The 24063-nt window shown below is 70.7% G+C and carries 22 protein-coding genes; 9 read left to right on the plus strand and 13 right to left on the minus strand.

What is annotated here, in order from left to right; translation table 11 throughout:
- Positions 1 to 18 precede the first annotated feature (18 nt).
- The 3 genes from EDF23_RS07645 to EDF23_RS07655 all read right to left on the minus strand — a co-directional run bounded on the left by EDF23_RS07645 (position 19) and on the right by EDF23_RS07655 (position 3898).
- Complete coding sequence (locus tag EDF23_RS07645) at positions 19 to 1515, minus strand: sugar transferase (RefSeq protein ID WP_243648846.1); 1497 nt, start codon at positions 1513 to 1515, stop codon at positions 19 to 21.
- Positions 1493 to 2377: a hypothetical protein gene (locus EDF23_RS07650; protein WP_131921298.1), complete on the minus strand. Its 885-nt coding sequence runs from the start codon at positions 2375 to 2377 to the stop codon at positions 1493 to 1495. Before EDF23_RS07650 ends, EDF23_RS07645 begins: the two co-directional genes overlap by 23 nt.
- A 78-nt stretch (positions 2378 to 2455) precedes the next feature.
- Positions 2456 to 3898 carry a polysaccharide biosynthesis tyrosine autokinase gene (locus EDF23_RS07655; protein ID WP_131921299.1) on the minus strand — a complete coding sequence of 481 codons (1443 nt, stop codon included), beginning with the start codon at positions 3896 to 3898 and terminating at the stop codon, positions 2456 to 2458.
- Positions 3899 to 4057: 159 nt separating this feature from the next.
- Here EDF23_RS07655 and EDF23_RS07660 point away from each other — a divergent pair, with 159 nt between their 5' ends.
- Both EDF23_RS07660 and EDF23_RS07665 read left to right on the plus strand, forming a co-directional pair.
- Complete coding sequence (locus EDF23_RS07660; protein ID WP_131921300.1) at positions 4058 to 4780, plus strand: type II CAAX endopeptidase family protein; 723 nt, start codon at positions 4058 to 4060, stop codon at positions 4778 to 4780.
- Positions 4781 to 4826: 46 nt separating this feature from the next.
- Positions 4827 to 6125: a SpoIIE family protein phosphatase gene (locus tag EDF23_RS07665; RefSeq protein WP_131921301.1), complete on the plus strand. Its 1299-nt coding sequence runs from the start codon at positions 4827 to 4829 to the stop codon at positions 6123 to 6125.
- Between the two features lie 5 nt (positions 6126 to 6130).
- On the opposite strand, the gene EDF23_RS07670 is transcribed toward EDF23_RS07665, so the two are convergent.
- Together EDF23_RS07670 and glgX are read right to left on the minus strand one after the other, a co-directional pair.
- A complete protein-coding gene (locus tag EDF23_RS07670) occupies positions 6131 to 6574 on the minus strand; it encodes a hypothetical protein (RefSeq protein WP_131921302.1) in 444 nt (147 codons plus the stop codon).
- A gap of 73 nt (positions 6575 to 6647) precedes the next feature.
- Entirely contained in the window at positions 6648 to 8666 is a 2019-nt protein-coding gene (gene glgX, locus EDF23_RS07675; protein ID WP_131921303.1) for a glycogen debranching protein GlgX, read from the minus strand.
- 651 nt (positions 8667 to 9317) lie between these two features.
- Between glgX and EDF23_RS07680 the strand changes: the two genes are divergently transcribed.
- From EDF23_RS07680 to EDF23_RS07690, 3 genes are all read left to right on the plus strand, one after another.
- Positions 9318 to 10487, plus strand: coding sequence for a hypothetical protein (locus EDF23_RS07680; RefSeq protein WP_131921304.1), 1170 nt, complete (start codon positions 9318 to 9320; stop codon positions 10485 to 10487).
- Positions 10484 to 12208 (plus strand): glycosyltransferase, encoded by a 1725-nt coding sequence (locus EDF23_RS07685; RefSeq protein WP_207895459.1) that lies wholly within the window; start codon positions 10484 to 10486, stop codon positions 12206 to 12208. The genes EDF23_RS07680 and EDF23_RS07685 overlap by 4 nt, the downstream gene beginning before the upstream one ends.
- A gap of 489 nt (positions 12209 to 12697) precedes the next feature.
- Positions 12698 to 13795: a BLUF domain-containing protein gene (locus tag EDF23_RS07690; RefSeq protein WP_131921306.1), complete on the plus strand. Its 1098-nt coding sequence runs from the start codon at positions 12698 to 12700 to the stop codon at positions 13793 to 13795.
- Here EDF23_RS07690 and EDF23_RS07695 read toward each other — a convergent pair.
- Together EDF23_RS07695 and EDF23_RS07700 are read right to left on the minus strand one after the other, a co-directional pair.
- Entirely contained in the window at positions 13750 to 14211 is a 462-nt protein-coding gene (locus tag EDF23_RS07695) for a GNAT family N-acetyltransferase (RefSeq protein WP_131921307.1), read from the minus strand. The two genes, EDF23_RS07690 and EDF23_RS07695, sit on opposite strands and share 46 nt — an antisense overlap.
- Before the next feature lie 200 nt (positions 14212 to 14411).
- Complete coding sequence (locus tag EDF23_RS07700) at positions 14412 to 15047, minus strand: hypothetical protein (protein ID WP_123310369.1); 636 nt, start codon at positions 15045 to 15047, stop codon at positions 14412 to 14414.
- Positions 15048 to 15171: 124 nt separating this feature from the next.
- Between EDF23_RS07700 and EDF23_RS07705 the strand changes: the two genes are divergently transcribed.
- The gene (locus EDF23_RS07705) at positions 15172 to 15645 is read left to right on the plus strand and encodes a hypothetical protein (RefSeq protein WP_131921308.1); all 474 of its coding nucleotides are present in this window, start codon (positions 15172 to 15174) and stop codon (positions 15643 to 15645) included.
- Between the two features lie 24 nt (positions 15646 to 15669).
- Here EDF23_RS07705 and EDF23_RS07710 read toward each other — a convergent pair whose 3' ends face one another.
- The 5 genes from EDF23_RS07710 to EDF23_RS07730 form a co-directional block, all read right to left on the minus strand.
- Entirely contained in the window at positions 15670 to 16338 is a 669-nt protein-coding gene (locus EDF23_RS07710) for a response regulator transcription factor (RefSeq protein ID WP_123293595.1), read from the minus strand.
- Positions 16335 to 17690, minus strand: coding sequence for a histidine kinase (locus tag EDF23_RS07715; RefSeq protein ID WP_131921309.1), 1356 nt, complete (start codon positions 17688 to 17690; stop codon positions 16335 to 16337). The genes EDF23_RS07710 and EDF23_RS07715 overlap by 4 nt, the downstream gene beginning before the upstream one ends.
- Positions 17677 to 18651, minus strand: a complete 975-nt coding sequence (locus EDF23_RS07720) for a type II CAAX endopeptidase family protein (protein ID WP_131921310.1) — start codon at positions 18649 to 18651, stop codon at positions 17677 to 17679. Before EDF23_RS07720 ends, EDF23_RS07715 begins: the two co-directional genes overlap by 14 nt.
- 238 nt (positions 18652 to 18889) lie before the next feature.
- Positions 18890 to 19450 (minus strand): low molecular weight phosphatase family protein, encoded by a 561-nt coding sequence (locus EDF23_RS07725; protein ID WP_131921311.1) that lies wholly within the window; start codon positions 19448 to 19450, stop codon positions 18890 to 18892.
- Positions 19451 to 19452: 2 nt separating this feature from the next.
- Entirely contained in the window at positions 19453 to 20748 is a 1296-nt protein-coding gene (locus EDF23_RS07730; protein WP_111086193.1) for an adenylosuccinate synthase, read from the minus strand.
- A gap of 382 nt (positions 20749 to 21130) precedes the next feature.
- On the opposite strand from EDF23_RS07730, the gene EDF23_RS07735 reads away from it, so the two are divergent.
- The 3 genes from EDF23_RS07735 to EDF23_RS07745 all read left to right on the plus strand — a co-directional run bounded on the left by EDF23_RS07735 (position 21131) and on the right by EDF23_RS07745 (position 23748).
- Positions 21131 to 22510, plus strand: a complete 1380-nt coding sequence (locus EDF23_RS07735; RefSeq protein WP_131921312.1) for a hypothetical protein — start codon at positions 21131 to 21133, stop codon at positions 22508 to 22510.
- 76 nt (positions 22511 to 22586) lie between these two features.
- Positions 22587 to 23468: a L,D-transpeptidase gene (locus EDF23_RS07740; protein ID WP_131881158.1), complete on the plus strand. Its 882-nt coding sequence runs from the start codon at positions 22587 to 22589 to the stop codon at positions 23466 to 23468.
- 106 nt (positions 23469 to 23574) lie between these two features.
- A complete protein-coding gene (locus EDF23_RS07745; RefSeq protein WP_123293590.1) occupies positions 23575 to 23748 on the plus strand; it encodes an antitoxin in 174 nt (57 codons plus the stop codon).
- A gap of 87 nt (positions 23749 to 23835) precedes the next feature.
- Here EDF23_RS07745 and EDF23_RS19175 read toward each other — a convergent pair whose 3' ends face one another.
- Positions 23836 to 24000 (minus strand): hypothetical protein, encoded by a 165-nt coding sequence (locus tag EDF23_RS19175; RefSeq protein WP_159573348.1) that lies wholly within the window; start codon positions 23998 to 24000, stop codon positions 23836 to 23838.
- Between the last annotated feature and the right edge of the window lie 63 nt (positions 24001 to 24063).

Here is a 24063-nt window from a genome sequence, read left to right on the forward strand (position 1 = left end):
CAGGACGACATAGCGTGGTCAGTAGGCACCACGCGAAGCGACGACGGCCCTGGCAGTCCGCCAGAGCACCACGAGATCGCCCGTGATGGACCAGTTCTCCACGTAGTACAGGTCCAACCGCACCGAGTCCTCCCACGACAGGTCGGACCGACCGCTGACCTGCCACAGACCCGTCATGCCCGGCTTCACCAGGAACCGACGGTGGACGTGGGTGTCGTAGCGCGCGACCTCGCGGGCGAGCGGAGGACGTGGGCCGACGAGCGACATGCTGCCTGCGAGGACGTTGAACAGCTGCGGCACCTCGTCGAGGCTGTATCGCCGCATGAAACCGCCGATCCGGGTGACGCGCGGGTCGTTCCGCATCTTGAAGAGGACGTCGTTGCCCTCGGCGCGGTCCAGGGCGCTGAGCTCCTGCAGGCGATCTTCGGCATCGACGACCATCGATCGGAACTTGATCATCCGGAAGGTGCCGCCGTTCAGTCCGACTCGCTCCTGGCGGAAGAAGACCGGACCCGGTGTCGTGGTCTTCACCAGCACGGTCAGCACGAGCAGCAGCGGTGACAGGACGATGACGAGCAGCGTCGCGCCGACGAGGTCGAATGCCCGCTTCGTGTAGAGCTTGCGTCCCGAGTAGGTCGGCGTCTCGACGTGGATGAGCGGGAGCCCCTGCACGGGCCGCGTGTGGATGCGCGGACCTCCGATGTCGGTCAGGCTCGGTGCGACGACCAGGTGCTGCCGACCGGGCTCGAGCGACCAGCTGAGTTCGCGGACCCGCTCCGGCGGCAGGTCGTCGGAGCTCGTGATCACGACGGTGTCGGCACCGGTCTCGCGCAATGCGGAGCCGACGTCGTCGAATCCGCCGTGGCTCCGGATCGTCGAGCCCGCCAGCATCCCGCGGTGGTTGGAGGACACGACGGCACCCACCACGCGGTACCCGGCTTCGGGTGAACGAGCCAGTTCGCGGCCGATGTGCAGCACGCTGGCCGGCGAACCGACCAGCAGCACCGTCGCCGAGTACGCACCCTGCTGACGCTGGGCGACCAACCACTGCCGCCACATCCACCGCGACAGCAGCAACACGAGGATCCCGATCGGGAAGGCGATGAGCACGTACCCGCGCGCGAGATCGACGTGCAGCAGGAACGCCGCGATCGCCAGCAGCCCGAACACCCGGACGCTGGAGTCTGCGACCAGGCGGTACTCCGTGCTCCCGACACCGATGACTCGCGCCCCGCGGGTGTCGTACAGGGCGAGCGCGCTCATCCACACCACGATCACGACGATCGAGATGGCCGAGTAGCTGAGCCGGAGGTCCGCGGTGTTGGTGGCGAGGTTCGACTCGATCCCCAGCCAGGCGATCTGCACGCCGAAGACCACCCAGATCAGCGCCAGCAGATCCGTGATGAGCACCCGGCGCGAGTACGAGCGGCTCCACTCGTCGCGGGCCCCGACCACGCTCGGTGCGCGGAGCGCGTCCGCCGTCACGGTCGCATCACCACGACGCACCGCCGTCACTCGAGACCCTGACCGTCTCGCCGTCCCACAGCCAGACGTCCTGTCCGGCACGGTCGATCGTGACGGTGCCGTCGGAGTCCGCACCGTCGGCGCAGCCCACCGGCGAGACCGCGGTGCTGGGGGTCACGTCCGCCGCGGGCATGGTCACGAGCTGCACGCCGGAGCAGGACGCCACGTCCACTCGGGCCAGGGTGTACTCGCCGCCGTCGACCGCGATCGAGCGCACACCGCCCATCGGTACGTCCACCCATGCATCCGTGCCGGCCCGCCACTCGAGCTGTCCGTCGCAGATCACGACCGAGGTCCGCTCCCCCTGGAACGCCTCGATCGGGTCCGCGCACGGGGCCTGGATCGTCCCGCTCGCGAGCACCACACCGTCGGTGCTGATCCCGGCGCCGGCGGCGCCGGGCGTCCCCGCGTTCCACGTCACGCCCGCGTCGGTGCTGGTCCGCGCCGTCGTGGTGCAGTCGTCACCGACGCCCGCCAGGATCGAGAGCTCCGCACTGGAGGCCCGGATCGCCATGAGCGATCCGACATCCGTCCCGAGTCCCACCGGGACCCACGTCGACCCGCCGTCCACGGTGTGTTCCAGCACCGGCCGGGGGCCGCCGCACGACCCGCCGGACGCACGCCATGCCTCCCGGTCGTCCACGGCTGCCAACAGGCGCCGCCCCTGCTGAGCGGTGGATGCGGGGTCTGCGTCAGCCGACGTGCTCGCGCGCGGCGTCTCGGTCGTGTCGGGTGTGCTCGTGAACGTGGGGATCGGGCCCGCTGGCCCGTTCTGCTCCGGCGCGGTGCGCCCCAGGGCGAGGGAGACGAGCACGACGTCGATCGCGACCAGCACCACCACGACTGCCGCCACCACGATGAGTGTGGTTCGGGGCAGTGCGCGGCCGAGGCTTCGGGTCCCCCGGCGGGTCTTCATGGTCGGCGGCTCCGTTCAGCGTCCGGCGCGCCGGAGCACGCCGAGCTTCTTGCCGGGTTGCTTCGGCGGGGTCACCGGAGCAGAGGCGCCGTCGTCCTGGCCGTAGCCGTACCCGTACCCGTACCGGCCGTACCCGTAAGCACCGGGACCCTTGACGGGCATCTTGGTGATGACGAAACCGGAGATCGGGGCGCCGACGTTCTCGAGCGATGCGATGGCTGCCGCCAGTTGCCCTTTGTGGGTGTGGCCCGAGGCGACCGCGATGATCGCGCCCGATGCCTTCTTCGCCAGGATCGCCGCGTCGGTCACCGGTAGCAACGGCGGAGCGTCGAACAGCACGTAGTCGAACTGCTGCTCGAGGCGCTCGATCAGGTCCTGCATCGCGCGCGAGCCGAGGAGTTCCGACGGGTTCGGCGGGATCGGTCCTGCGGGCAGGACGACGAGCTTGCCGCGCCCCCACGGGTGTGCGACGTCCTCGAGGTCGGCACGTCCGATGAGCACGTCGGTGAGGCCGGCGTTGCCCTCGACGTCCATGTACTCGGCGACGCGGGGGCGGCGCAGATCGGCGTCGATCAGGATGACCCGGAAGCCGGCGCTGTCCAGGGCGATCGCGAGGTTCGCCACGGTCGTGCTCTTGCCTTCGGACTGCATCGACGACGTCATGACGAAGGTCCGAGCGCCCGTGCCGATGTCGAGGAACTGGAGGTTCGTGCGGAGCGTCCGGAAGGACTCGGCGCGGGGGCTACGGGGGTCGACCTGCACGATGAGCGGACGCTCGGCGGCCTTGGCGTCGTAGGCGATCCCGCCGATGACCGGCTTGTCGCTGATCTTCTCGACGTCGAGCTCGGTCCGGACCCGGTTGTCCAGGGTCTCGCGCAGCACGGCGATCCCGATGCCGAGCGCGAGCCCGACGAGCAGACCGAGTGCGACGTTGACGGGCACGTTCGGACTGACCGGGGTGCTCGGGACGTCCGCCTGCTTGACGCGGGTGAGCTTGACCGTGCTCTTGCCGCTCGCATCGGTGGCCTCGATGTCCTGCACGACGTTGGTCAGGCTCTGCGAGGTCGCGTTCGCGATGTTCGCGGCCTGCACCGGGTCGGTGCCCTCCACCGAGATGGAGATGAGGGTGGTGCTCGTCGGCGCCGTCGCGGACACCATGGTCGCGAGCTGATCGGCGTTCATGTCGAGCTTGAGCGACGAGATGACCGGCAACAGGACGATGGGCGTCGACACCAGGTTCGAGTACGTCAGCACGCGCTGCTGGGTGAACGTGTTGCCCTGCGCCAGGTCGCTCGCGCTGCCGGACGTCTCCGTGGAGACGAAGACCTGCGCGGATGCTGCGTAGACCGGCTTCTTCACCAGCGAGAAGCCCGCAGCGGCCGCGACCCCGACCAGTGCCAGCACCAGGATGAAGACCCATCCCTTGCGCAAGACCGCTATGTAGTCGCGTAGCTCCACGCGGCACCCTTCCCCGGAAGTCGCCGCGCCCTGCAGAGTCCCTGTCGCAGGTCGACCGGGATCGTCCCAGCGTTCGGCAGGGAAATACTGCCACACCGATGAGACGCGCTCGGGGTCGCGCGACGTCGAGTCTCGTTCTGCGTCCCGTACGGTGGCGGCATGCAGCCCGAACCGGACGCGCCGACCGCCGCCCGCCCTTCCTCGGCGGTGCGGGACCTGCAGGTCATCGTGATCGCGCTCCTGGTCGCCGTGCTGCTTTCCCGCATCGTCGGTGGCGTCGCCCGGACTGGGGGTCTGCCCTCGCCGATCACGCAGGTGCTCGCCGCCGACCTGGCCGTGTGGGTGCCGCTCGTGCTCGGTGTCGGATGGGTGCTCCGGAAGTCCGCCCCAGCCGTCCTCGTGCGGCGGCTCGGACTCGGGTGGGCCGACGTCGTCGCGGCGATCGGCATCGTCGTCGTGTGCCGCGGGCTCGACGCCGTGCTGTCCGTCGCGTTCTTCGGCGCGACCGGGCTGACGCCGCAGCCGACCCTCGGTACCCCGGACGTCCTGCTGCTCGTGGTCTCGGCGATCGGGGTGTGCCTGGTCAGTCCGGTGCTCGAGGAGATCGTGTTCCGGGGTGTCATGCAGCGTCGACTGTCGGCCGAGCTGACGCCACGCACGCGGTTCCTCGCGGTGCTGGTGACCGCGTTCGCCTTCGCGCTGATGCACCTCGCGATCAGCACGACCACGTCGTCGGTCGCGGGCTTCGAGGTCTTCGTGACGACGTTCGTGCTCGGCCTGCTGACGGGGACGCTCGTCGCCATGACCGGACGCATCGGCGGGGCGATCCTGGCGCACGTCCTGTTCAACACCGTGGCGGTCGTCCTCACCTGGCCGCGCTGACACCGACCGCACGATGAGCCGCCCCGACCGGTAACGTCCTTCTCGAATGTCTCGCCCAACCAGCATCCTCGAGAGCCCCCTCGCCCGGCAGGCTCCCCTGAGTGCGCTGTTGGCGCTCGGAGCCGTCCTGAGCATCACGGTGCCGTCGCTCCAGGTGACGGACGACGGCCTGTTCGTCGCGAGCCTCGCGGTCACCGGTCTCGCGACGGTCGTGGCTGCGGTGGCACTGGCGTTGCCACACTCCGTCGGGCTCGTGCCGGCGCTGCTGGTGCTCGACTTCGTGGCGATCGCGCTGTTCCGGACGAGCACGGGCGCAGGTGCCTCGGTCTTCACCTCGCTCGCCGTCCTGCCGGTCGTCTGGTGCGGATCGCTCCGTGGCCGCCTGACCGTCGTGTACGCGGCGCTGGGCGTGACGCTCGTGATCATGGCGCCCTACTTCTTGACGCCGACGAACGTGCCCGGAGCGAGCGAGTTGGTCCGCCTTGGCGTCACCGTGATCGTGTTCGGGACGGTCGCGGCAGTCGTGCAGGAGCTCTCACGGCGAGCGCGGCGCAACGTCCGCGCTGCCCGACTGGGCGAGGAACGCGTCCGCGCGGAGATCGACCGTGCCGCCGCCGTTCAGCGCTCGCTGCTCCCCACGCCGACCGACCACCTGGGCGCCGACGTCGCGGTGGCGGGCGCCTGCCTGCCGGCGAAGTCGGTCGGTGGTGACTTCTTCGACTGGTACGAGACGAACAGCGGGATCGCCGTCAGCCTCGGTGACGTGATGGGCAAGGGCGTGGGGGCGGGGCTCATCGCAGCGGCCGTGCGGGCCACGGTCCGCAGTTCCCGTGCCGTCGACGACCCGTCCGAGGCGCTCCTGCGGGCGGCCGACGGGCTCGCCGCCGAGGGCAGCGCGACCGACGTGACGTTCACCACGCTGTTCCACGCGCGCATCTCGACCGACGGCACCTTCCGGTGGGCGGACGCGGGCCACGGATTGAGCCTGGTGCTCCGGTCCGACGGTGCCGTGGACCGGCTCCGGTCGAGCGACCTCCCGCTCGGGATGGGGCTCCGCGACGAGTGGGCGACGACCGAGGGGTTCCTCGACACCGGCGACCTGCTCATCTCGTTCAGTGACGGCGTGCTCGACCTGTTCGGCGGGCGTGAGGACACCGTCGACGCCGTGGCCGACCTCGCGCGGGCCTGCGGGTCCGAGCCCACTGCGCTCGTGGCGGCGCTGTCCGCGCGGGCGGACGAGGTCGCGCACGACGACGATGTGACGGTGATCGCGGTCCGGCGAGCGCCGGTCCCGGCTGACGCCTCCGCGGTGCCGGTCCGTCCGGTGCACCAGGACCGAGCATGACGAGGTCAGTCCTCGACCGCTGCCTCCTGCTCGCGCCGGAACCGCTCGATCTCCGCATCGACCTGCCGCCGCGAGAACCGCTTCGCCACGACGATCCCCCACGTCACACCGACCGCGGTGAGCACGACCCCGAGAACGATCCCCTCGATGCGAAGGTCACCGTCGCCCAGGTTCGGCACGATGGCACCGACCAGCAAGCTCACCCCGATGACCGTGATCGTCGACAGCACGAAGGTGGCGACGGGGCTGCCCAGGCGCGGACGACCAGTCGGCAGTGACCAGGCCGAGGTCGCGAGCACGAACCAGCCGACGAGGACCCCGGCGCTCACCGGGAACCACCGCCCCAGCACGAGCAGCAGCCCGAGCGACAGGACGAATCCGCCGGCGCACCAGAGCCACCACCGGTTCCGCTCCCGCCGCTGCTGTCCGGTCACGTCGTCAGTCCCCATGAGTCGAACGTAGACCAGCTCCGATCGCCGACCGTCGACCCCACCGGGTCGGTGTCCGGCGACCGGAACCGTGTCAGTACAGCGCGGAGAAGGACGCGTCGCGCACGAGCACGGTCGCCGCGTCACCCGCGACCTGCTGCTGCGGGTCGCTGGACAGCCCGAGCTGCCACGTGCCGCCACCCGGCTTCTCGGGCAGCGTGAACTCGACGGTGGTGTCCGAGGCGTTGAGCAGGACGGCGACCGTGTCGTCGCCCTGTTCGAGGACGAGCATCACCGCCCGGTTGCCGCCGTCTGCCCAGTCCCCGTCCTCGAAGCCCGCGTTGTCGGCGCGGAGCACCGAGACGGTCGAGTCGGAGTCGCCGGGTGCCGTGCGGTACCACTCCGGACGCAGGGAACGGTGCTGGGCCCGGAACGCGATCGCCGCGGTCGTGAACGCGAGCAGGTCCTGGTCGGCGGCGTCCCAGTCGAACCACGAGATCTCGTCGTCCTGGCAGTAGGCGTTGTTGTTGCCGCCCTGCGAGCGGGCGATCTCGTCGCCGCCGAGGATCATCGGCACACCGGCCGAAAGCAGCAGGGTGCCGAGGAAGTTCCGGCGCTGCCGGTCGCGGTACGCGTTGACCCCGGCGTCGTCCGTGGGCCCCTCGACGCCGCCGTTGAACGAGGCGTTGTCGCTCTCGCCGTCGTTGTTGCCCTCGCCGTTCGCCTCGTTGTGCTTCTCGGCGTACGAGGTCAGGTCCGCCAGGGTGAAGCCGTCGTGGGCCGTGACGAAGTCGACCGAGCACAGCGGCGAGCGCCGTGACCCCTCGTAGACGTCCGGGCTGCCGAGGACACGCTGCACGGCGTCGCCGAGCGCCCCCTCGTCGCCGCGCCAGAAGGCACGGAGGTCGTCGCGGTACTTGCCGTTCCACTCGGACCAGTCGGCCGGGAACCCGCCGACCTGGTACCCCGCGGTGTCCCACGGCTCGGCGATCATCTTGACCTCACGGAGCACCGGGTCCTGGTGGATGATGTCGAGGAACGCGGAGTGCTTCTCGGCTTCGCCGCCCTGACGGGTCAGCGTGGTCGCCAGGTCGAAGCGGAAACCGTCGACGTGCATCTCCTCGACCCAGTAGCGCAGCGAGTCCATGATCAGACCGAGCGCGGCCGGGTGCGAGACGTTGAGGCTGTTGCCGGTACCGGTGGTGTCGAAGTAGTTCGCTTCGTCGCCCTCGACGAGCCGGTAGTACGACTCGTTGTCGATGCCCTTGAAGGACAGCGTCGGACCCATGTGGTTGCCCTCGGCGGTGTGGTTGTAGACGACGTCCATGATGACCTCGAGCCCGGCTGCGTGCAGGGCCTTGACCATCTCCTTGAACTCGGCGACCTGCTGGCCGGCCGTGCCGCTGGACGAGTACTCGTCGTGCGGCGCGAAGAACCCGATGGAGTTGTAGCCCCAGTAGTTGCGCAGCCCCTTGTCGGCGAGTGTGGAGTCCTGGACGAACTGGTGCGTGGGCAGCAGCTCGACGGCCGTGACGCCGAGGTCGACGAGGTGCTGGATCGCGGCCGGGTGCGCCATGCCGGCATAGGTGCCGCGGATCGCCTCGGGCACGTCGGGGTGCTGCTTCGTGAAGCCCTTCACGTGGACCTCGTAGAAGACGGTGTCGCCGAGCGGGGTCGCGGGACGGACGTCGTCGCCCCAGTCGAACGAGCGGTCGGCGACGACCGACTTCGGCATGGCGGCGGCCGAGTCGGTGTCGTCGCGGGTCTCCGGGTCGTCCATGTCGTGCCCGAACAGGGCCTGGCCCCACTCGTACGAGCTGTCGACCGCCGTGGCGTACGGGTCGAGCAGGAGCTTGGAGCCGTTGTGGCGGAGGCCCTTGGCCGGGTCCCACGCGCCGTGCACGCGGAAGCCGTAGCGGGTGCCGACAGCGACGCCGGGGACGATGTCGTGGAAGGTGTAGCCGGTGCGGTGCTGCAGCTCGGTGCGGTGTTCCGTGCCGTCGTCGTCGAACGTGCAGAACTCGACGCGCTCCGCGGTGCTGGAGAAGAGAGCGACGTTGGCGCCGCCGTCGACGAGCGTGACCCCGAGCGGGGTGCGGGCAGAAGTGGTCATGGTGTCGTTGTACCGGGCGGCCGCTGTGGTCCCGGCTCGCGCACGTACCCCGGCAGGCATGGATGCGCAGACCGGACAGCTGCGACCACGTGGGCCGACACCGAACGGTGACCGAGGGCGTCTGCTCCTCGTTCGGGTCGGGGAGCAGGCGCCCTCGCGCTACGACGACGTCGGGTTCGGCGCGGCGGGCCGCGACGATGCCAGCCCGGAACAGGGATCGGGCCCCCGCAGCTGGGCACCGCGGGGTAGCTCACGAGACGGTACGGATGTGCCACTCTCCGGGTGCACAGGTACGCGGAAATCGACCGGAAGCCTCCTGCCGCCATCCGGAGAACGTACGTTCCCCGTTCGGGGGATACCGACGAGGGGCGTGGCCTGGTTGGGTCGTCGAGTCAGCAACTCCGTTGCGGACGAGATCCGCGCGGAGCTTCGGCACCAAGCGAAGGTGACCCCCCTCGGGTGGGGCGGTCGCGGTGGGTGCCGGCGTGTCGATTCGGGTTCGACACGGCGGCACCCCCATTCACGAGATGTGCAGTGGTCCTCACTCCGGGGGACTCCCCTGTACCCCATTCTGGGTGTACCGATTCGTCTGTCCTCCGGCTGTGATGGGTGCCTGGGCTCCACTGTCCGCATCCACCCGAAGGAGCGCGCATGACCGTCACCGTCCCGCGTCTGAGCGCCGTCCTGTCGTCGGCCGAGCCGCCGCACCGATCGGCGCTCCGGCCGCTCCCTCGCGCGTGGACGCGGTGGCTCCTCCGGCTCGCGTTCGCCGTGCCCTACGTCGTGGTCGCCGTGCTCTCGATCGAGATCCCGACCACACCGCTCCTCGAACTCACCGGCAACCAGGCGACCCTCGACCGGGCGACGGCGGCTCTCGACGGCGGCGTCGTGCAGGCCGTCGGTCAGCTCTACCCGCTGCTCTCCGGCGTCCTGCTCCGGTTCCTGCCGTTCGGCGTGCACGGCGCAGCCGTCCTCGGCGGCCTCGCAGCCGGCGTGCTGCTGCAACTCCTGGCGCAGGCCATGCTCCGGCGCGGCCTCCGGATGCGGAAGGTGGTCGTCTTCACCATCGCGCTCGGCGCGAACCCGCTCTACGCCTTCGTCGCCCTCAACGACCTGCAGGCCTTCCTCGGCATCGCGCTGTTCGCGCTCGCGATCGCCGACATGGTGCGGTTCTTCTCGTACGGCGACACCCAAGCGGGCTTCCGTGCCGGCCTGTCGTTGATGGTGTCGACGCTCGTCGATCCGATGGGCCTCGTCTACGTCGTCATCGCAGCTCTGACCGCCCCGCTGCTGGAGCTCGCCCGGCACGGACAGCCGGGCATCCGACGAGCGAACACGCTCGTCCTCGTGTTCCCGAGCATCGCCGTCATCGGCTCGATGTCCGTGCTCGACCTGCTCGTCCTCCGCGACCCGTTCGCGGCACTGCGGAACACCGTGCACACCGACAGCACCCGGCTGAGCGGCCTCCAGCACCTGGTGGGTTCGTTCGACGGGCTGTTGCTCCTCGCGATGGTCGTCGCGGGGTGCCTCCTGGCCCTGCTCGTGCACCGACCCGGTGCGATCGTCATCGTGGTCGCGCTGTTCGCCGGGATCCTCGCCGGCTACGCGATCGGGCTCATCCCGGTCGCCACCGCCGGCAACACGTTCGTCACGATGCTCGCCGTCGCGATCGCGATCCTCCCGCGGGTCAGCAGCCGGGTCACGAGCGCTCTCGTCATGGTGCTCGCCGCCCTCCAGATCCCGCTCGCATGGACTGCGGCGTTCGAACGCGAGGTCGTCGCCGAGTGGATGCACGCCCTGGTCTCGGCGGTGGGCGCATGACCGCCGTCGTGTCCAGTGCGTCCGCCGTCACCAGCGAGACCGACACCCCGTCGATCGACGAGACGACCGCCCGGCACCGCGGCGGCGAGTCCGACTGGCGCCCGCCGCACCGGTGCTCGGTCCGCCGGCACGTCGACGAGGGCTGGGTCGCCTCCGCACGGATCCGCGAGGGGGTCCTCGTCCTGACCAGCGGCCGGTCGGACCCGGATGTGCTCCGAGCCGCCTTGACCGAGGAGTTCGGCGAGCCGGTCGTGCTCCGGGCGGTCGACGAGGCAGAGGTCCGCCAGCGCATCATGTGGGAGCTGGACGACGAGGTCGCCGACCTCGCGGCACACGACCTCGCCCGGACGATCCCGGCCATGTCCGCCCGCACGGTGCTGTCCCGCGGTCAACAGGTCGGCGGCGGCATCGCCCTGCTCGCGTTCGCCGGCTGCCTGGTGGTCGCTCCCGGCACGACGGCCGCCATCGTCACCGCGGTGCTCTCGCTCGGGTTCCTGGCCGGCATCGTCTTCAAGTTCTGGGTCTCCATGGTCGGGGCCCGCTTCGACCTCGTCGAGCAGGTCTCAGCGGCCGACGTCGCCGCGCTCGACGACACCACGCTGCCGACGTACACCGTCCTGGTCCCGGTGTTCCGCGAGGCGAACATCGTCGGCGACCTCGTCCGCAACCTCGAGGTCCTCGACTGGCCGAAGGACCGCCTCGAGGTCCTGGTCCTCGTCGAGGCGGAGGACCACGAGACACGCCAGGCCGTCCTCGACGCTGAACCACCGGCCTGGATGCGGATCGTCATCGTCCCTCCCGGTGCGCCGCAGACCAAGCCGCGCGCCTGCAACGTCGGCCTCGCGATCGCCCGCGGCGAGTACGTGGTCATCTACGACGCCGAGGACCGCCCCGACCCCGACCAGCTCAAGAAGGTGTTCACGACGTTCGAGCGGGCCGGCACCGACACGGTGTGCGTCCAGGCTGCCCTGAGCTACTTCAACGCCGACGAGAACGCCCTGACGCGCATGTTCACGCTGGAGTACTCGTACTGGTTCGACTACATGCTCGCCGGCCTCGATGCCCGGAACCTGCCGATCCCGCTGGGCGGGACCTCGAACCACTTCCGCACCGAGCTCCTGCGCGAGCTCGGTGGCTGGGACCCCTACAACGTCACCGAGGACGCCGACCTGGGCATCCGCGCGTCCGCGGTCGGGTACCGCGTCTCCGTCGTCAACTCGACCACGATGGAGGAGGCGAACACCTCGATCCCGAACTTCGTCCGGCAGCGGTCGCGGTGGATCAAGGGGTACATGCAGACCGCCCTCGTCCACGCCCGGCGGCCCCGTGCACTCGTGCGGGAGATCGGGGTGCGCCGAGCAGCCGCGTTCGCGCTGCTCATCGCCGGGACACCGTTGACGTTCCTCGGCATGCTGCCCGGCATCGCGGTCACGATCGCCACGCTCGTGCTGCCCACGGCGTGGACGGCTCCGGTGTTCCCCGCCCCGGTGCTCTGGCTGTGCGTGCTCGACTTCCTGCTCGGCAACGCGACGATGATCTACCTGACCATGATGGGACCGTACAAACGCGCTCGGTTCGACCTGATGCTCTGGGCGTTGCTGAACCCCGTGTACTGGGTGCTGCACTCGGTCGCCGCCTACAAGGGCTTGTGGCAGCTCATCACCCGCCCCCACTACTGGGAGAAGACGGAGCACGGTCTCACCAAGACATCGTCGGGTTGAGCGCTGATGGACGGGAGTTCCCGGACGCTCTCCGAGGGTGCGGGGACCATCTTCCACGAGACGCCGCGCGCCGTCCGTGCAGCCCGGCGCCGGGCGAAGAACACGGGAGGGAGAGCTCGTGGGTGCGGACGCCGGGCGACAGTCCGCCCCGCTCGCCAACGAACACTCCCCGGTCGCGTCGAGGCGACGGAACACGAACTCGACGACCCGGGCACTGCGCGACGGGAACCTGAACGCGGCGCGGCGGAAGGACTTCGTCCGTGACACCGCCCAGCTCTTCCGAGCACCTTCGCCGACCGGGCTCCCGGTCGGGCCCGGTCCCCCAGTGTCGGCAGCGGCCCACCGGCAGGACACCGCGCCGTCCACCTTGCGCGCAGGCCGCGGGCCGCGTGCCGCAGGCGGACCGCGACGCGGTCGGCATGCCTTGCCATCGGCGCCGGTGTGCACCACTGTGTGGAGTACACGCTCGCTCGGAGGAACAGGGACCACATGCTGTCGTTGGTGTACGTGAGCACGATGAGCCGACCGGTCACGGACGAGGAACTCGCCGAGATCCTGGTGATCGGTCACGAGAAGAACCTGCAGCTCGGCATCACGGGGGTCCTCGCCCACCAGGGGAGCAACTGCATCGGCATCATCGAGGGCGACGACGAGGTCGTGCGGGAACGGTTCGAGGGCATCCGTCAGGACCCCCGTCACACCAACGTGCGCCAGGTCGCCGCGGACACCGTCGCGACCCGGTCCTTCCCGGAGTGGTCGATGGCGTTCCAACCGGCGGACCCGTTGATCAAGGAGATCCCGGGGTTCCTCGACCTCTTCGCCGACGGGCACGCGCCCGACCCCGCCACCGGTACGTCCCGCGCGACGGCCCTGCTGGAGTGGTTCCGGAAGCACCCCCTGGCGCCGCTGACGAACCAGCACGGCGACGACGGCATCGAGCTGCGCACCCGGATCGTCAACGCGACGATCACGGTGCTGCACGAGACCGGGGTCGAGCAGGTCGACGTCGACACCGTCGCCACCCGGGCCGAGATGACCGTCGACGAGCTGCGCACCCACTTCCCCACCCGCGAGAGCCTGCTGACGGCGACGGTCGACCGGTGGTCGAGTTCCGTGTCACGGCCCCTGCGGCCGATCGCGGACACGCACGGCGCGGTCGCGTACCTGCACGCGCTGGTCGTGGCGTACTCGGAGGAACCAGCGCTGATGCGGCTGCTCGCCTCGACGCTCGCCTCGAGCACCGACCCAGGGCACGAAGGCGCGGAGTACTACCGCACCCTGTACCTCCGGTTCCGTCGGACCGTCCGGGAAGCACTCGAGCGGGACGTCCGGACAGGTCGCGAACCGGCCACCATGGATCCCGCGCGTGCCACCGAGCAGCTCCTCGCGCTCTACGACGGTCTGCGGATCCAGTCGCTCCTCATCGAGGGGTTCGACATCATCGCGTCCTTCGACCGCGCCGTGTCACGGCTGCGGCGGGGGTGGGCCGAGGACTACCGGCACACGGACCTCTTCGAGATCCCGGTCGAGGGCACGGGCGATCACAACGCCCGCGAGAAGCAGACCGACTCGGGGTCGTCGCGGTAGGGCCCGAACGGCTGGATCCGCACGAACCCGTTCCGGGCGAACAGCGCGGCGGCGTGCGGCTGCAGCACGCCGAACTCGGCGACGACCGCCGGTGCCTGCAGCTCTTCGGCCTGCGCGAGCAGTTCGAGCACCAGCAGGTCGCCGACGCCCTGCCCGCGGGAGTCCGGTCGGACGAACAGCCGCCGGACCTCGAACACGCCGTCGCCGGCCGCACTCAGCGACGCGGTACCGAGCGCCAAGCCCGAGCGGTCTCGGGCGATGACGTGCACGGCGGCGGTCGCCTCGGTCAGCGGACGGCCACGGTCGGCCGGACGGCCGTAGATCCGGTCGACCTCGATCCTGGCCGCGGCGCGCAGCCGGACGGCGTCCTCGTGGTCGAAGGGCTCGGCCGCGACCGAGAACGTCAGGTGCTGCATCGTGGTGTGTTCCTCGCCCGGCGCCGCGTCGTCGCGGGTACCCCGTGGGTGTTCAGTGTGCGTGCCGCCGCTCGAACCCGAATCGAGCGGCGGCACGGTGTGCGCGCTTCCGCTCGAACCCGAATCGAGCGGTGGCGCGTGCAGACGGCTGGCGTCTGCCCTCGGACGCCCTAGCGTCCGTGGTCTGTGGTTGGTCCGGGTCAGCTCACCAGGTCGAGGTCCCACACGGGGGCGACGTACTCGCGGGACCATCCCTCGCGCAACCGGGTGACTGCCCGGTCGAACGCTTCGAGCAGGTCCATCTCGGGGCGCACCATGGACTGCAGCTGCAGTCCCTCGTAGGTCGCGAGCAGCTGCTCGGCGCCGCGCGACGGCTCCATGGTGCTCGGTTCGCGACCGAGCAGGCTGTCGCGCTGCAGGGAGTCCTGCACGAAGGCGTGGAACCGGCGCCACCGCGCGTGCAGCATCGGCGCGAGCGGGTGCTCCGGTGACGCCGCGATGTTCAGGGTGGCGGTGAGGAAGCGCATCAGGGACGGGTCGGCGATGTTCGCGGTCACGATCGCACGCAGGAACGGCACCGTCCCGAACCGTTCGGCGAGTGGCATGAGCGGTGCGGTGCGCTGCTCGTTCCAGTGGTCGATGGTGGCCAGGAGCAGACCGTCCCAGCTGGGGAACGTCCGGCCGACCACGTCGACGTCCTGACCGGCGTGGTCCGCGACGACGGCCGGGGTCACCTCGTGGAGCGGACGCGTCCGCAGTGCCGTGATCATCCCGTCGACGACGGCCGATCGGAGGGCGGCATCGTCCGAGGTCCGGCGCGATGATTCGATGTGCATGCATACACCCCACCAGGCACACCGGTCCCACCAAAGCCCCCGAACGGGGATCGCGCGCAAAACGGACCAGCACGATCCGGCCACGACACTTCCCACCGATCGACCTGCGAGCGATACTCATCCCATGCAGTGGGGACGGATCGTACCGGTGGCGGCGGTGGCCCTGATGGCGAGCGGAGCGCTCGCGGGGTGCGGCGCCGACGGGACGGTCCAGTCCATCGACACTGGCACCTCGGTCAGCTCCTGCATCGACTACGTGCCCATGACCGCGGCCGAGCGCCGCGAATCCGCCGATCTCGTGGTCGACGGCCAGGTCACCAAGACCGATCGCACCGTCGAGATCGGCGGCGTCTACGACGTCTACGACGCCGAGGTCACGACGACCTCGAAGGGGGATGCCCCCGGCGCCACCATCGAGGTCGTCAGCACGTCGGACCAGTGCACGACGAGCGGCGAACCCGTCGAGTACCTCGACGGCGACGTGCTCGAACCAGGGGGAACGTTCCGCCTCTACCTGACGAAGGCCGACCCCGAGGACGACGACAGCGTCTGGCGCCTCGTCGTCCCCGGCGCCGCCGAGCCGCTCACCACCGGCTGACGGCCGGCACGCACCACACGTGCCCTACGGCTCGGGGACCGCCACGATCCGGTTCTGGTACGCCCACACCACGGCCTGCAGCCGTGACCGGACCCCGAGCTTCGGCAGCATCCGCGCCAGGTGCGACTTCACGGTGGAGACCTCGAGCACGAGCGCGACCGCGATCTCCTCGTTCGACATCCCCTGCGCGAGCAGCAGCAGGACCTCGCGTTCGCGGGCGGTGAGCACCCCGTCGGCCCGGTCCCCCGACACCGGCTGCAGGCTCCGTCGCGACACGAACTCGCGCAGCACCCGCCGGGTCAGCGCCTGGTCGAGCGTCCCGTTGCCCGCGGCGACCTGGCGCACGGCGTCGACGATGGTGTCCGGCTCGGCGTCCTTCAGCAGGAATCCGGAGGCACCGGCCTCGAGCGCCCCGAACACGTAGTCGTCCAGGTCGAACGTCGTCAGCATCAGCACCGGGATCGCCGGGTCGGCGTCGGGAGCGCAGAACAGCCGGGCGAGCTCGATCCCGTTCATGACGGGCATCCGGATGTCCAGGCAGGCCACGTCGGGTCGCAACGAGCGCGCCAGCGCGAGCGCCTCGCCGCCGTCGGCGGCCACGCCGACCACCTCGATGTCGGCCTCCGCGCCGAGCAGGGCGGACACCCCGGCACGGACCAGCGGCTGGTCATCCGCCACCAGCACGCGGATCACGCGACCACCTCGCCACCGTCGGCGGCCTGCGCGGGTGCGGCAGGTGCCTCCCGTCCGAGCGCCAGCTCCACCAGCCATCCGCCGGTGGCGGTGGGTCCGGTCTGGAGGCTCGCCCCCACCAGGTCCGCCCGCTCGCTCATCCCCCGCAGGCCGTTGCCGCCCGACGGTGAGGTCGGCGCTGCCGGAGCGGCGGCCCGTGCGTTCTCCACCCGGATCACCACCCGGGTCGGGTCGCGGTCGTCGACGGTGACCGTGCACGGGGCGGACGGGGCGTGCAGGGCGGCGTTGGCCAGCGCCTCCTGCACCGTCCGGTAGGCGGCGAGCTGCGCGAGTGGGCCGACGCCGTCGGCCAGCGCCTGCGCTCCACGCGCGTGGTCACCAGCGAGCACCTCGAGGCGCACGTCGCTGCGGAACCGGGCACGCTCGACCAGGTCGACGATGCCGGCGACCGTCTCGACCGCGCGTTCGGCGGGGACGTCCTCGCGCAGCAGCCCGACCAGGCGGCGCAGGTCGTCGAGGACGGCGGTGCTCTGCTCCCGCACCTGACGGGCACCCTCGTGCGCGCGCTCCGGGTCGCTGTCGATCTGCCGGTCGATCACGGCGGCCATCAGGGCGATGCCGGACAGGTGGTGGGCGGCGATGTCGTGGAGCTCGCGGGCCATGGCGGCACGTTCACGGGAGACCGCGGCGTCGACCAGGGCGTCCTGTTCACGGAAGACCGCGCTCGCCTCGGCAGTGCGGGCGGCGCGGACCTCGCGGCGGGAGCGCACCAGCAGGGTGACCAGGAGCGGGAGCCCAACGGCGCCGACGGCCTGCAGCATCCCCTGGCCGAGTGCGCCGGACAGTCCCTGCGTGACGTCGCCCCGGAGCGCTCCGCCGGCGACCGCGGACAGGACCGCGCTGCCGGCTGCCACCAGCGCGCCGGCGACCAGCAGGGTCGGCCACAGGCGTGCGAGCGGGACACGGAGGGCGGCGAGGACCACGGCGACGACCACCGGCAGGGCGGTGAGGCCGAACAGGTCGAGCGACTGCGGAGCGAGCGCGGCGACCAGCACCGGCAGCGCGGACACCGCGACGAGCACGGTCCGTGGTGCCCGACGGGCGGCGAGCAGGGCGGCGGACTGGACCAACAGGCTGATCGCCAGGACGGTCCACGCGGCGGTGAACGGTGCCGGCACCCGCAGGGCCAGGGCGGGGCCGTCCGGCTCGAGGGCGTCGAGCGGCGGCAGGCCGATCAGCAGGCCGAGGGCCACGACGGCCGTGCCGAGCGCGACGAGCACGTCGACGCGGCGGTCGCGGGTGCGCGGGTCGCCGTCGCGCGACGTGCGCGTGCGCGGGTCAGCGGAGGCCATCGTGTGATCCTACGAGGCGGGTGCGGGCGGGGACCGGGGCGTCGATCGGCAGCGCACGGCGGGTGGGGTCGTAGCCCAGGCGGCCGCGGGTCACGACGAGGAGCACCGCGGCAGCGACGGTCGAGGTGATGGTCAGGCCGAGCATCAGCGTGCCGGCGGTCATGCTCGGGTACATCTCCGGGAACAGCGTCGAGATCGTGTTGTTCACGCCGACGTGCAGCAGCAGGGCCAGGGGCAGGCTCTCGCCCGTCTTGTTGAACACCTGGATCATCACGACGTTGAACGTGATCGTGAACAGGGCGAAGACCACGGGCTCGCTCCAGTGTGCGTTCGGCCACCCGCCCCAGTCGCTCAGGTAGAGCGGCATGTGCCAGAGCGCCCAGATCGGACCGAGGATCGCAGCGGCTCCGAGCCCGCCGAAGCGGTGCTGCAGCCGGGGAAGGGCGAAGTCGCGCCAGCCGGGCTCCTCGCTCAGACCGGTGGAGAACAGTTGGATGACCAGGCCGGGCACGAGCATGGCGACGGCCAGGGCCGAGGGGGCACGGACGTCACCGCCGGCGAAGGGCAGCGCGGACGCGACGATCACGGCCGGCACGACGACGAGCGCCAGGGCGTACCAGTACCAGGCGACCCGCCAGCGGAACAGCCGCCCGACCCATCGACGCAGGCCCGGACGGCCGTCGGCGACCGCGGTGACGACGAACGCGCCGCCCAACGGGCCGAGCAGCGCTCCGGGCAGCACGCCGGTGAACTGCGCGGTGCCGAGGACCTCGGGGAAGTGCAGGTCCCACACGCCCAGGCCGTGCGGCGACAGGATGTACGGGATCCACGCCAGCCAGCTGAGGCCGAGCGCGAGGGTGAAGAAGGACGCGAGCGGGTGCCGGGCGATGACGCCGCTGACTCCCCCGCGCTCCTGCGGAGTGGTGCCGGCGGTGGGCCGGACGTCGGTGGTGTTCGTCATGCACACGACGCTAGGAACTGCGGCGTCGCAGAACGACCGGCTTCGGGATGCACCTGCCGGACTTGCATCGAAGGGTGCAGGTGGTGGCGGTGGCGGTGGCGCGGCGCGGCGCACGGTGCGGTGTCCGCCGGCCCGTGCGAGCTTGACCGCTCCGTGCGCCGCTACAACTCCGCACCGAGCCACCAACCTCGCACCGGACGAACAAGCCCGCACCGTGCGAGGCGGGGCACAGCGTAGGTCAGCGCAGCGCGGCCCGGAGGGCGTCCGCGATCAGCGCGAGCGCGGCGTCGATCTCGTCGGCGACCCGAGCGTGGGTCGCCTCGGACCGGCGGTAGGGGTCGTCGACGTCGTCGTCCGCGGGGTCGGCCGGCGGCGGGACGGTGCCGCGCAGGCGTGCGACCCGTTCGACCAGGGCCTCGGGCGAGTGCACGTCGGCCAGGTCACCGGGCTCGAGCCCCGCGAGCACCCGCGCGAACTGCTTGATCGTGAACGCCCGCTTGGTGGCCCGGGGTGCGAGCGACACCACGGCCGCGCGGTGCGACCGTTCGGCCGTCAGCACCAGGTCGGCGTCCTCGACGATCGAGGCCGTCAAGTAGCGCGAGCCGTGGCCCGACGGGTCACCGCCGAGCCGGACGGACTGCGCTGCGGCGGCGCCGTCCATCGCGGCGCCGTCGTCGGCGATGGTGCCGGCGGACTCGACCACGAACGCCGCAGCGTCCGGGCCGAGTCGCGCCGTCAGGACCTGCGCGCCGAGCGGTGAACGACAGATGTTGCCGCTGCAGACGAACAGGACCCGCATCGTCAGGCGCCGGCGCCGAGCAGGTCATGCCGGACGACGATGGCGTCGCGGCCCGGACCGACACCGATCGCGGAGATCCGCGCGCCGGACATCGCCTCGACCGCGAGCACGTAGTCCTGCGCGTTCTTCGGCAGGTCGTCGAACGAGCGGGCGCCGGTGATGTCCTCGGTCCAGCCGGGGAACTCCTCGTAGACGGGCTTCGCGTGGTGGAAGTCCGACTGGTTCACGGGGACCTCGTCCACGCGGACGCCGTCGACCTCGTACGCGACGCAGACGGGGATCGTCTCGAGCCCGGTCAGCACGTCGAGCTTGGTCAGCACGAAGTCGGTCACGCCGTTGATGCGCGCGGTGTACCGGGCGATCGGGGCGTCGTACCAACCACAGCGGCGCGGACGGCCCGTGGTGGTGCCGAACTCGAAGCCGTTGGCGCGCAGGAACTCGCCGGACTCGTCGAAGAGCTCGGTCGGGAACGGACCGGCACCGACGCGGGTCGTGTACGCCTTGACGATGCCGATGATGCGCTCGAGCTTGCCCGGGCCGATGCCGGAACCGGTCGCTGCGCCACCGGCGGTCGCCGACGACGACGTCACGAACGGGTAGGTGCCGTGGTCGACGTCGAGCATGGTCGCCTGACCGGCCTCGAACAGGACGGTGTCGCCGCGCTCCAGTGCCCGGTGGATCTCGAGGGCGGTGTCCGCGACCATCGGGCGCAGTCGCTCGGCGTAGGACAGCAGCGACTCGACCACTTCTTCGGCGTCGATCGCGCGGCGGTTGAAGACCTTGACGAGCAGGTGGTTCTTCTGGTCGAGGGCCGCTTCGACCTTCTGCCGCAGGATGTTCTCGTCGAAGATGTCCTGGACGCGGATGCCGACGCGGTTGATCTTGTCGGCGTAGGACGGGCCGATGCCGCGACCGGTGGTGCCGATCTGGCGCTTGCCGAGGAACCGCTCCGTCACCTTGTCGATGGTGCGGTGGTAGTGCGTGATGAGGTGGGCGTTCGCCGACACGAGCAGCTTCGAGGTGTCGACGCCGCGGGCCTTCAGCGCGTCGAGTTCCTGGAACAGCACCTCGAGGTCGACGACCACGCCGTTGCCGATGATCGGCGTGACGCCGGGCGTGAGGATGCCGGAGGGCAGCAGGTGCAGCGCGTACTTCTCGCCGCCGACGACGACGGTGTGGCCGGCGTTGTTGCCGCCGTTGAACTTCACGACGTAGTCGATGCGGGAGCCGAGGAGGTCGGTGGCCTTCCCCTTGCCCTCGTCGCCCCACTGGGCTCCGATGATGACTGCTGCGGGCATCTGGTTCTCCTCACGTTGGCGGAGGACCTCACGCGACCAGGCGGGCCGGTGGTCCACCCGAGTCTATCGGCTGGTCACTCGCGCGCCACCCATCGGACACGGTCGCCCGCACCGTCGCCGCGTCGGTGAATTGTCCTCATTACGCGTCGGTGCATGCCGAACGTCCCCACAAGGGGGGACAAATAGTTCCAGGCCGGAACATCTCGGGAAGCACGACGTATCGTGCACCGCGACGTCGGTTTCCCTGTCGGCGTCACGTCGGAGTCCAACCCACTCCGTTCAGCCAGCGCGAGATTCGCGTGAGCACCACCGGACGCTGCAACGCGCCCGGATGCATCAGAACAGTCGTGCCCTCATGCAGCACGGAAAGAAGAGTTCGACGATGAACAAGGCTCTCTGGAGCAAGAAGGCGCTCGCGCTCCCCGCGTGCGCCGCGATCGTGATCGGTGGCGTCACCTTCGCCGCCGCCCCCGCGATGGCCGACCCGGCCGACCTGTCCATCACCAGCCAGTCGGTCTCCGGCCGCGTGCTGACCGTGAGCGGCACCGGCACCCCCGGTGAGAACATCCAGCTCGACGAGGACTTCCGCAACACCCGCCAGGAGATCCCGGCGAGCGGCACCTGGACGATCTCGTACACGATCCCCGGTACGGACACGACTGCGCAGACGTACACGTTCGAGCAGCTCAAGGGCCTGAACCAGGACGGCTCGGTGACGGTCACCGCCGCCCCCGAGGCCACGGACAAGCCCTTCGCCGTCACGTCGCAGTCGGTCTCCGGCCGCACGCTGACGGTCTCCGGCACCGGCGCAGTCGGCAACACCGTCAACTTCGACGCGGGGTTCCCGGTGCAGCGCACCGCCATCAAGGACGACGGCACCTGGACCATCTCGTACGAGATCCCGGGCACCGACACCGACGAGCACACCTACACGATCAACGAGCAGCGCGCGAACCTGTCGACGGTCGAGTCGCTGACCGTGACCGCTCGTGCGGAAGCTGCCGTCCTGCCCTTCGCCGTCACGTCGCAGTCGGTCTCCGGCCGCACGCTGACGGTCTCCGGTACCGGCGCCGTCGGCAACACGGTGAACTTCGACGTGGGCTACCCCGTCCGCCGCACCCCGATCTCCGACGACGGCACCTGGACGATCTCGTACGAGATCCCGGGCACCGACACCGACGAGCACACCTACACGATCAACGAGCAGCGCGCGAACCTGTCGACGGTCGACTCCGTCACCGTCACGGCTCGCGCCGAAGCCGCGGTTGCGGACTTCAACTTCTCGCTGACCAGCCCGACCGACGGCGACACCGTCGACTCGCGCACCGTGACTTTCACCGGGACCGGCGCCGTGGGCGACACCGTGAACGTGCTGGACACCGATGGCAACCGCGCTGCTCCGCAGACGATCGTGGACGCCGACGGCAACTGGTCCACCACGGGCACCTTCTCGGACTCGGCTGCTGTCGAGCAGGACCTGAGTGTCAACCAGGTCGGTGGCGGCCAGGGCCAGGGCAACATCGAGTTCTCGATCACGCTGCCCGCCGTGGCAGCGGCCCCCGGTGACGGTGGCGACGAGGGCACGACCCCGGGTGACGGCGGCGACGAGGGCACCACCCCCGTCGACGGCGGCGACCAGGGCGCGACCCCCGGCACCGGCACCGGCACCGGCACCGGCACCGGCACCGAGACCGGCGCTGGCGCCGCTCCGGCCGTCGGCCGCACCCCGGCCGTGGGTGCACTCCCGGTCGTCAGCGGCTGACACCGGAACCATCCACCGAGCGGGGGCGCGACGGATCGTCGCGTCCCCGTTCGCCGTCCCGACCCGGAATCCGCACATGCACGCAACCCGCTCAGCTCGCCTCGTCCTCGCCGTCGCCGCCGGAGTGCTGCTCTCGCTCGGCCTGGCGTCCTGCCACGCTGATCCCGCCCCGACCGCTGCGAGCAGCACGGGTACTGCCACGGCGACCCCGACGGCGTCCGCCGAGCCCTACCGCGCACCGTCGACGAAGACGGTTGCAGCACTCCCCGAGGCCCGGTACGACGCGGTCATCGGCGGGCTCCTGCCCTCGTACGACCCTGACGTCCCGAAGGCCGCAGGACACGCGTACACGATCCAGCGCGACGCGCCGCTCTACGGCGACGACCGCACCGAGCCGGTCGCGAGACTCGCAGCCGAGAACTTCCTCGGTGACCCCACCGTCGTCGTCCCGCTGCGGTTCCAGGGCGACTGGGCCCTCGTCATGACCCCGAGCCGACAGGCACTGCCGTCAACTGCACCGGGCGGCGCTCCAGCGCAGACCGCCGGCTGGATGCGCCGCGACCTGCTGCACCAGGGCGACGCGCTCGACGACCACGTCGTCATCTCCGTCGGTGACCAGACCGTGTTGATCGTCGCTGCGAGCGGCAAGGTCGTGCACGAGTTCCCGGCCGGCGTCGGTGCCGGGGACACTCCGACCCCGACCGGTGTCGTCGGCTACATCCAGGCGAGGTACCTGGATCCCGCCCAGGACCAGACGGTGCACCAGATCAACCTGACGACGCTGCACTCCGCAGCGGCGGACGAGCCGTTCGGCGGTGACGACGGCGGGCTCATCGGCGTGCACTACGAATCCGTCGCCCGCGGAGCGGTGTCCCACGGGTGCGTCCGCCTCGACGGTGATGCCGTCGATGCGATCAACGCACTCCCGCTCGGCACCGTCGTGCAGATGGTCGCGTAGTCACCGGTACCGCGACCTCTCGTCCGGACCACACAGGCTGTGTGGACGCTCGGTGGCTCCGGAGCACCGTCGTACCGGTCAGATCCACCATCGGAAGGAGCACGACATGAGTGACCTCGGTGACAAGGCCAAGGACTTCGCGAACAGCGACAAGGGCGAGCAGGCGTCCGACGCCGGCCTCGACAAGGCAGGCGACGCGGCCGACAAGGCGACCGGCGGCGGCCACGGCGACCAGATCGACAAGGCCCAGCAGGCGGCTGACGACAAGGTCGGCGAGTAACGCCCGGTACGCACCCAGGTGACGGACGGAAGGCCCGGTGCCAGCTGGCACCGAGCCTCCCGTCCGTCCGTTTCGCACGCCGCGTGATCAGGCGCGGAAGAAGTCCTGGTACGACGGGTCGCCGACGGGCTGCGAGTAGCCGGGCTCGGCGAGACGCTGCTCGATCATCGCCTGGACGACGTCGGGCGGGGTGAGCCCCCGGCGGCGCCACTCGGTCGGGTTGGCCCGGAGCTGGCTCAGCGTGTTCTGCATGCTGCAACCCTGGCACCCGATAACTAGTTTGTCTAACTACCTGTCCCGATTCCGCGTCTGCGG

The organism is Curtobacterium sp. PhB128 (assembly GCF_004340725.1).
GTDB lineage: Bacteria > Actinomycetota > Actinomycetes > Actinomycetales > Microbacteriaceae > Curtobacterium.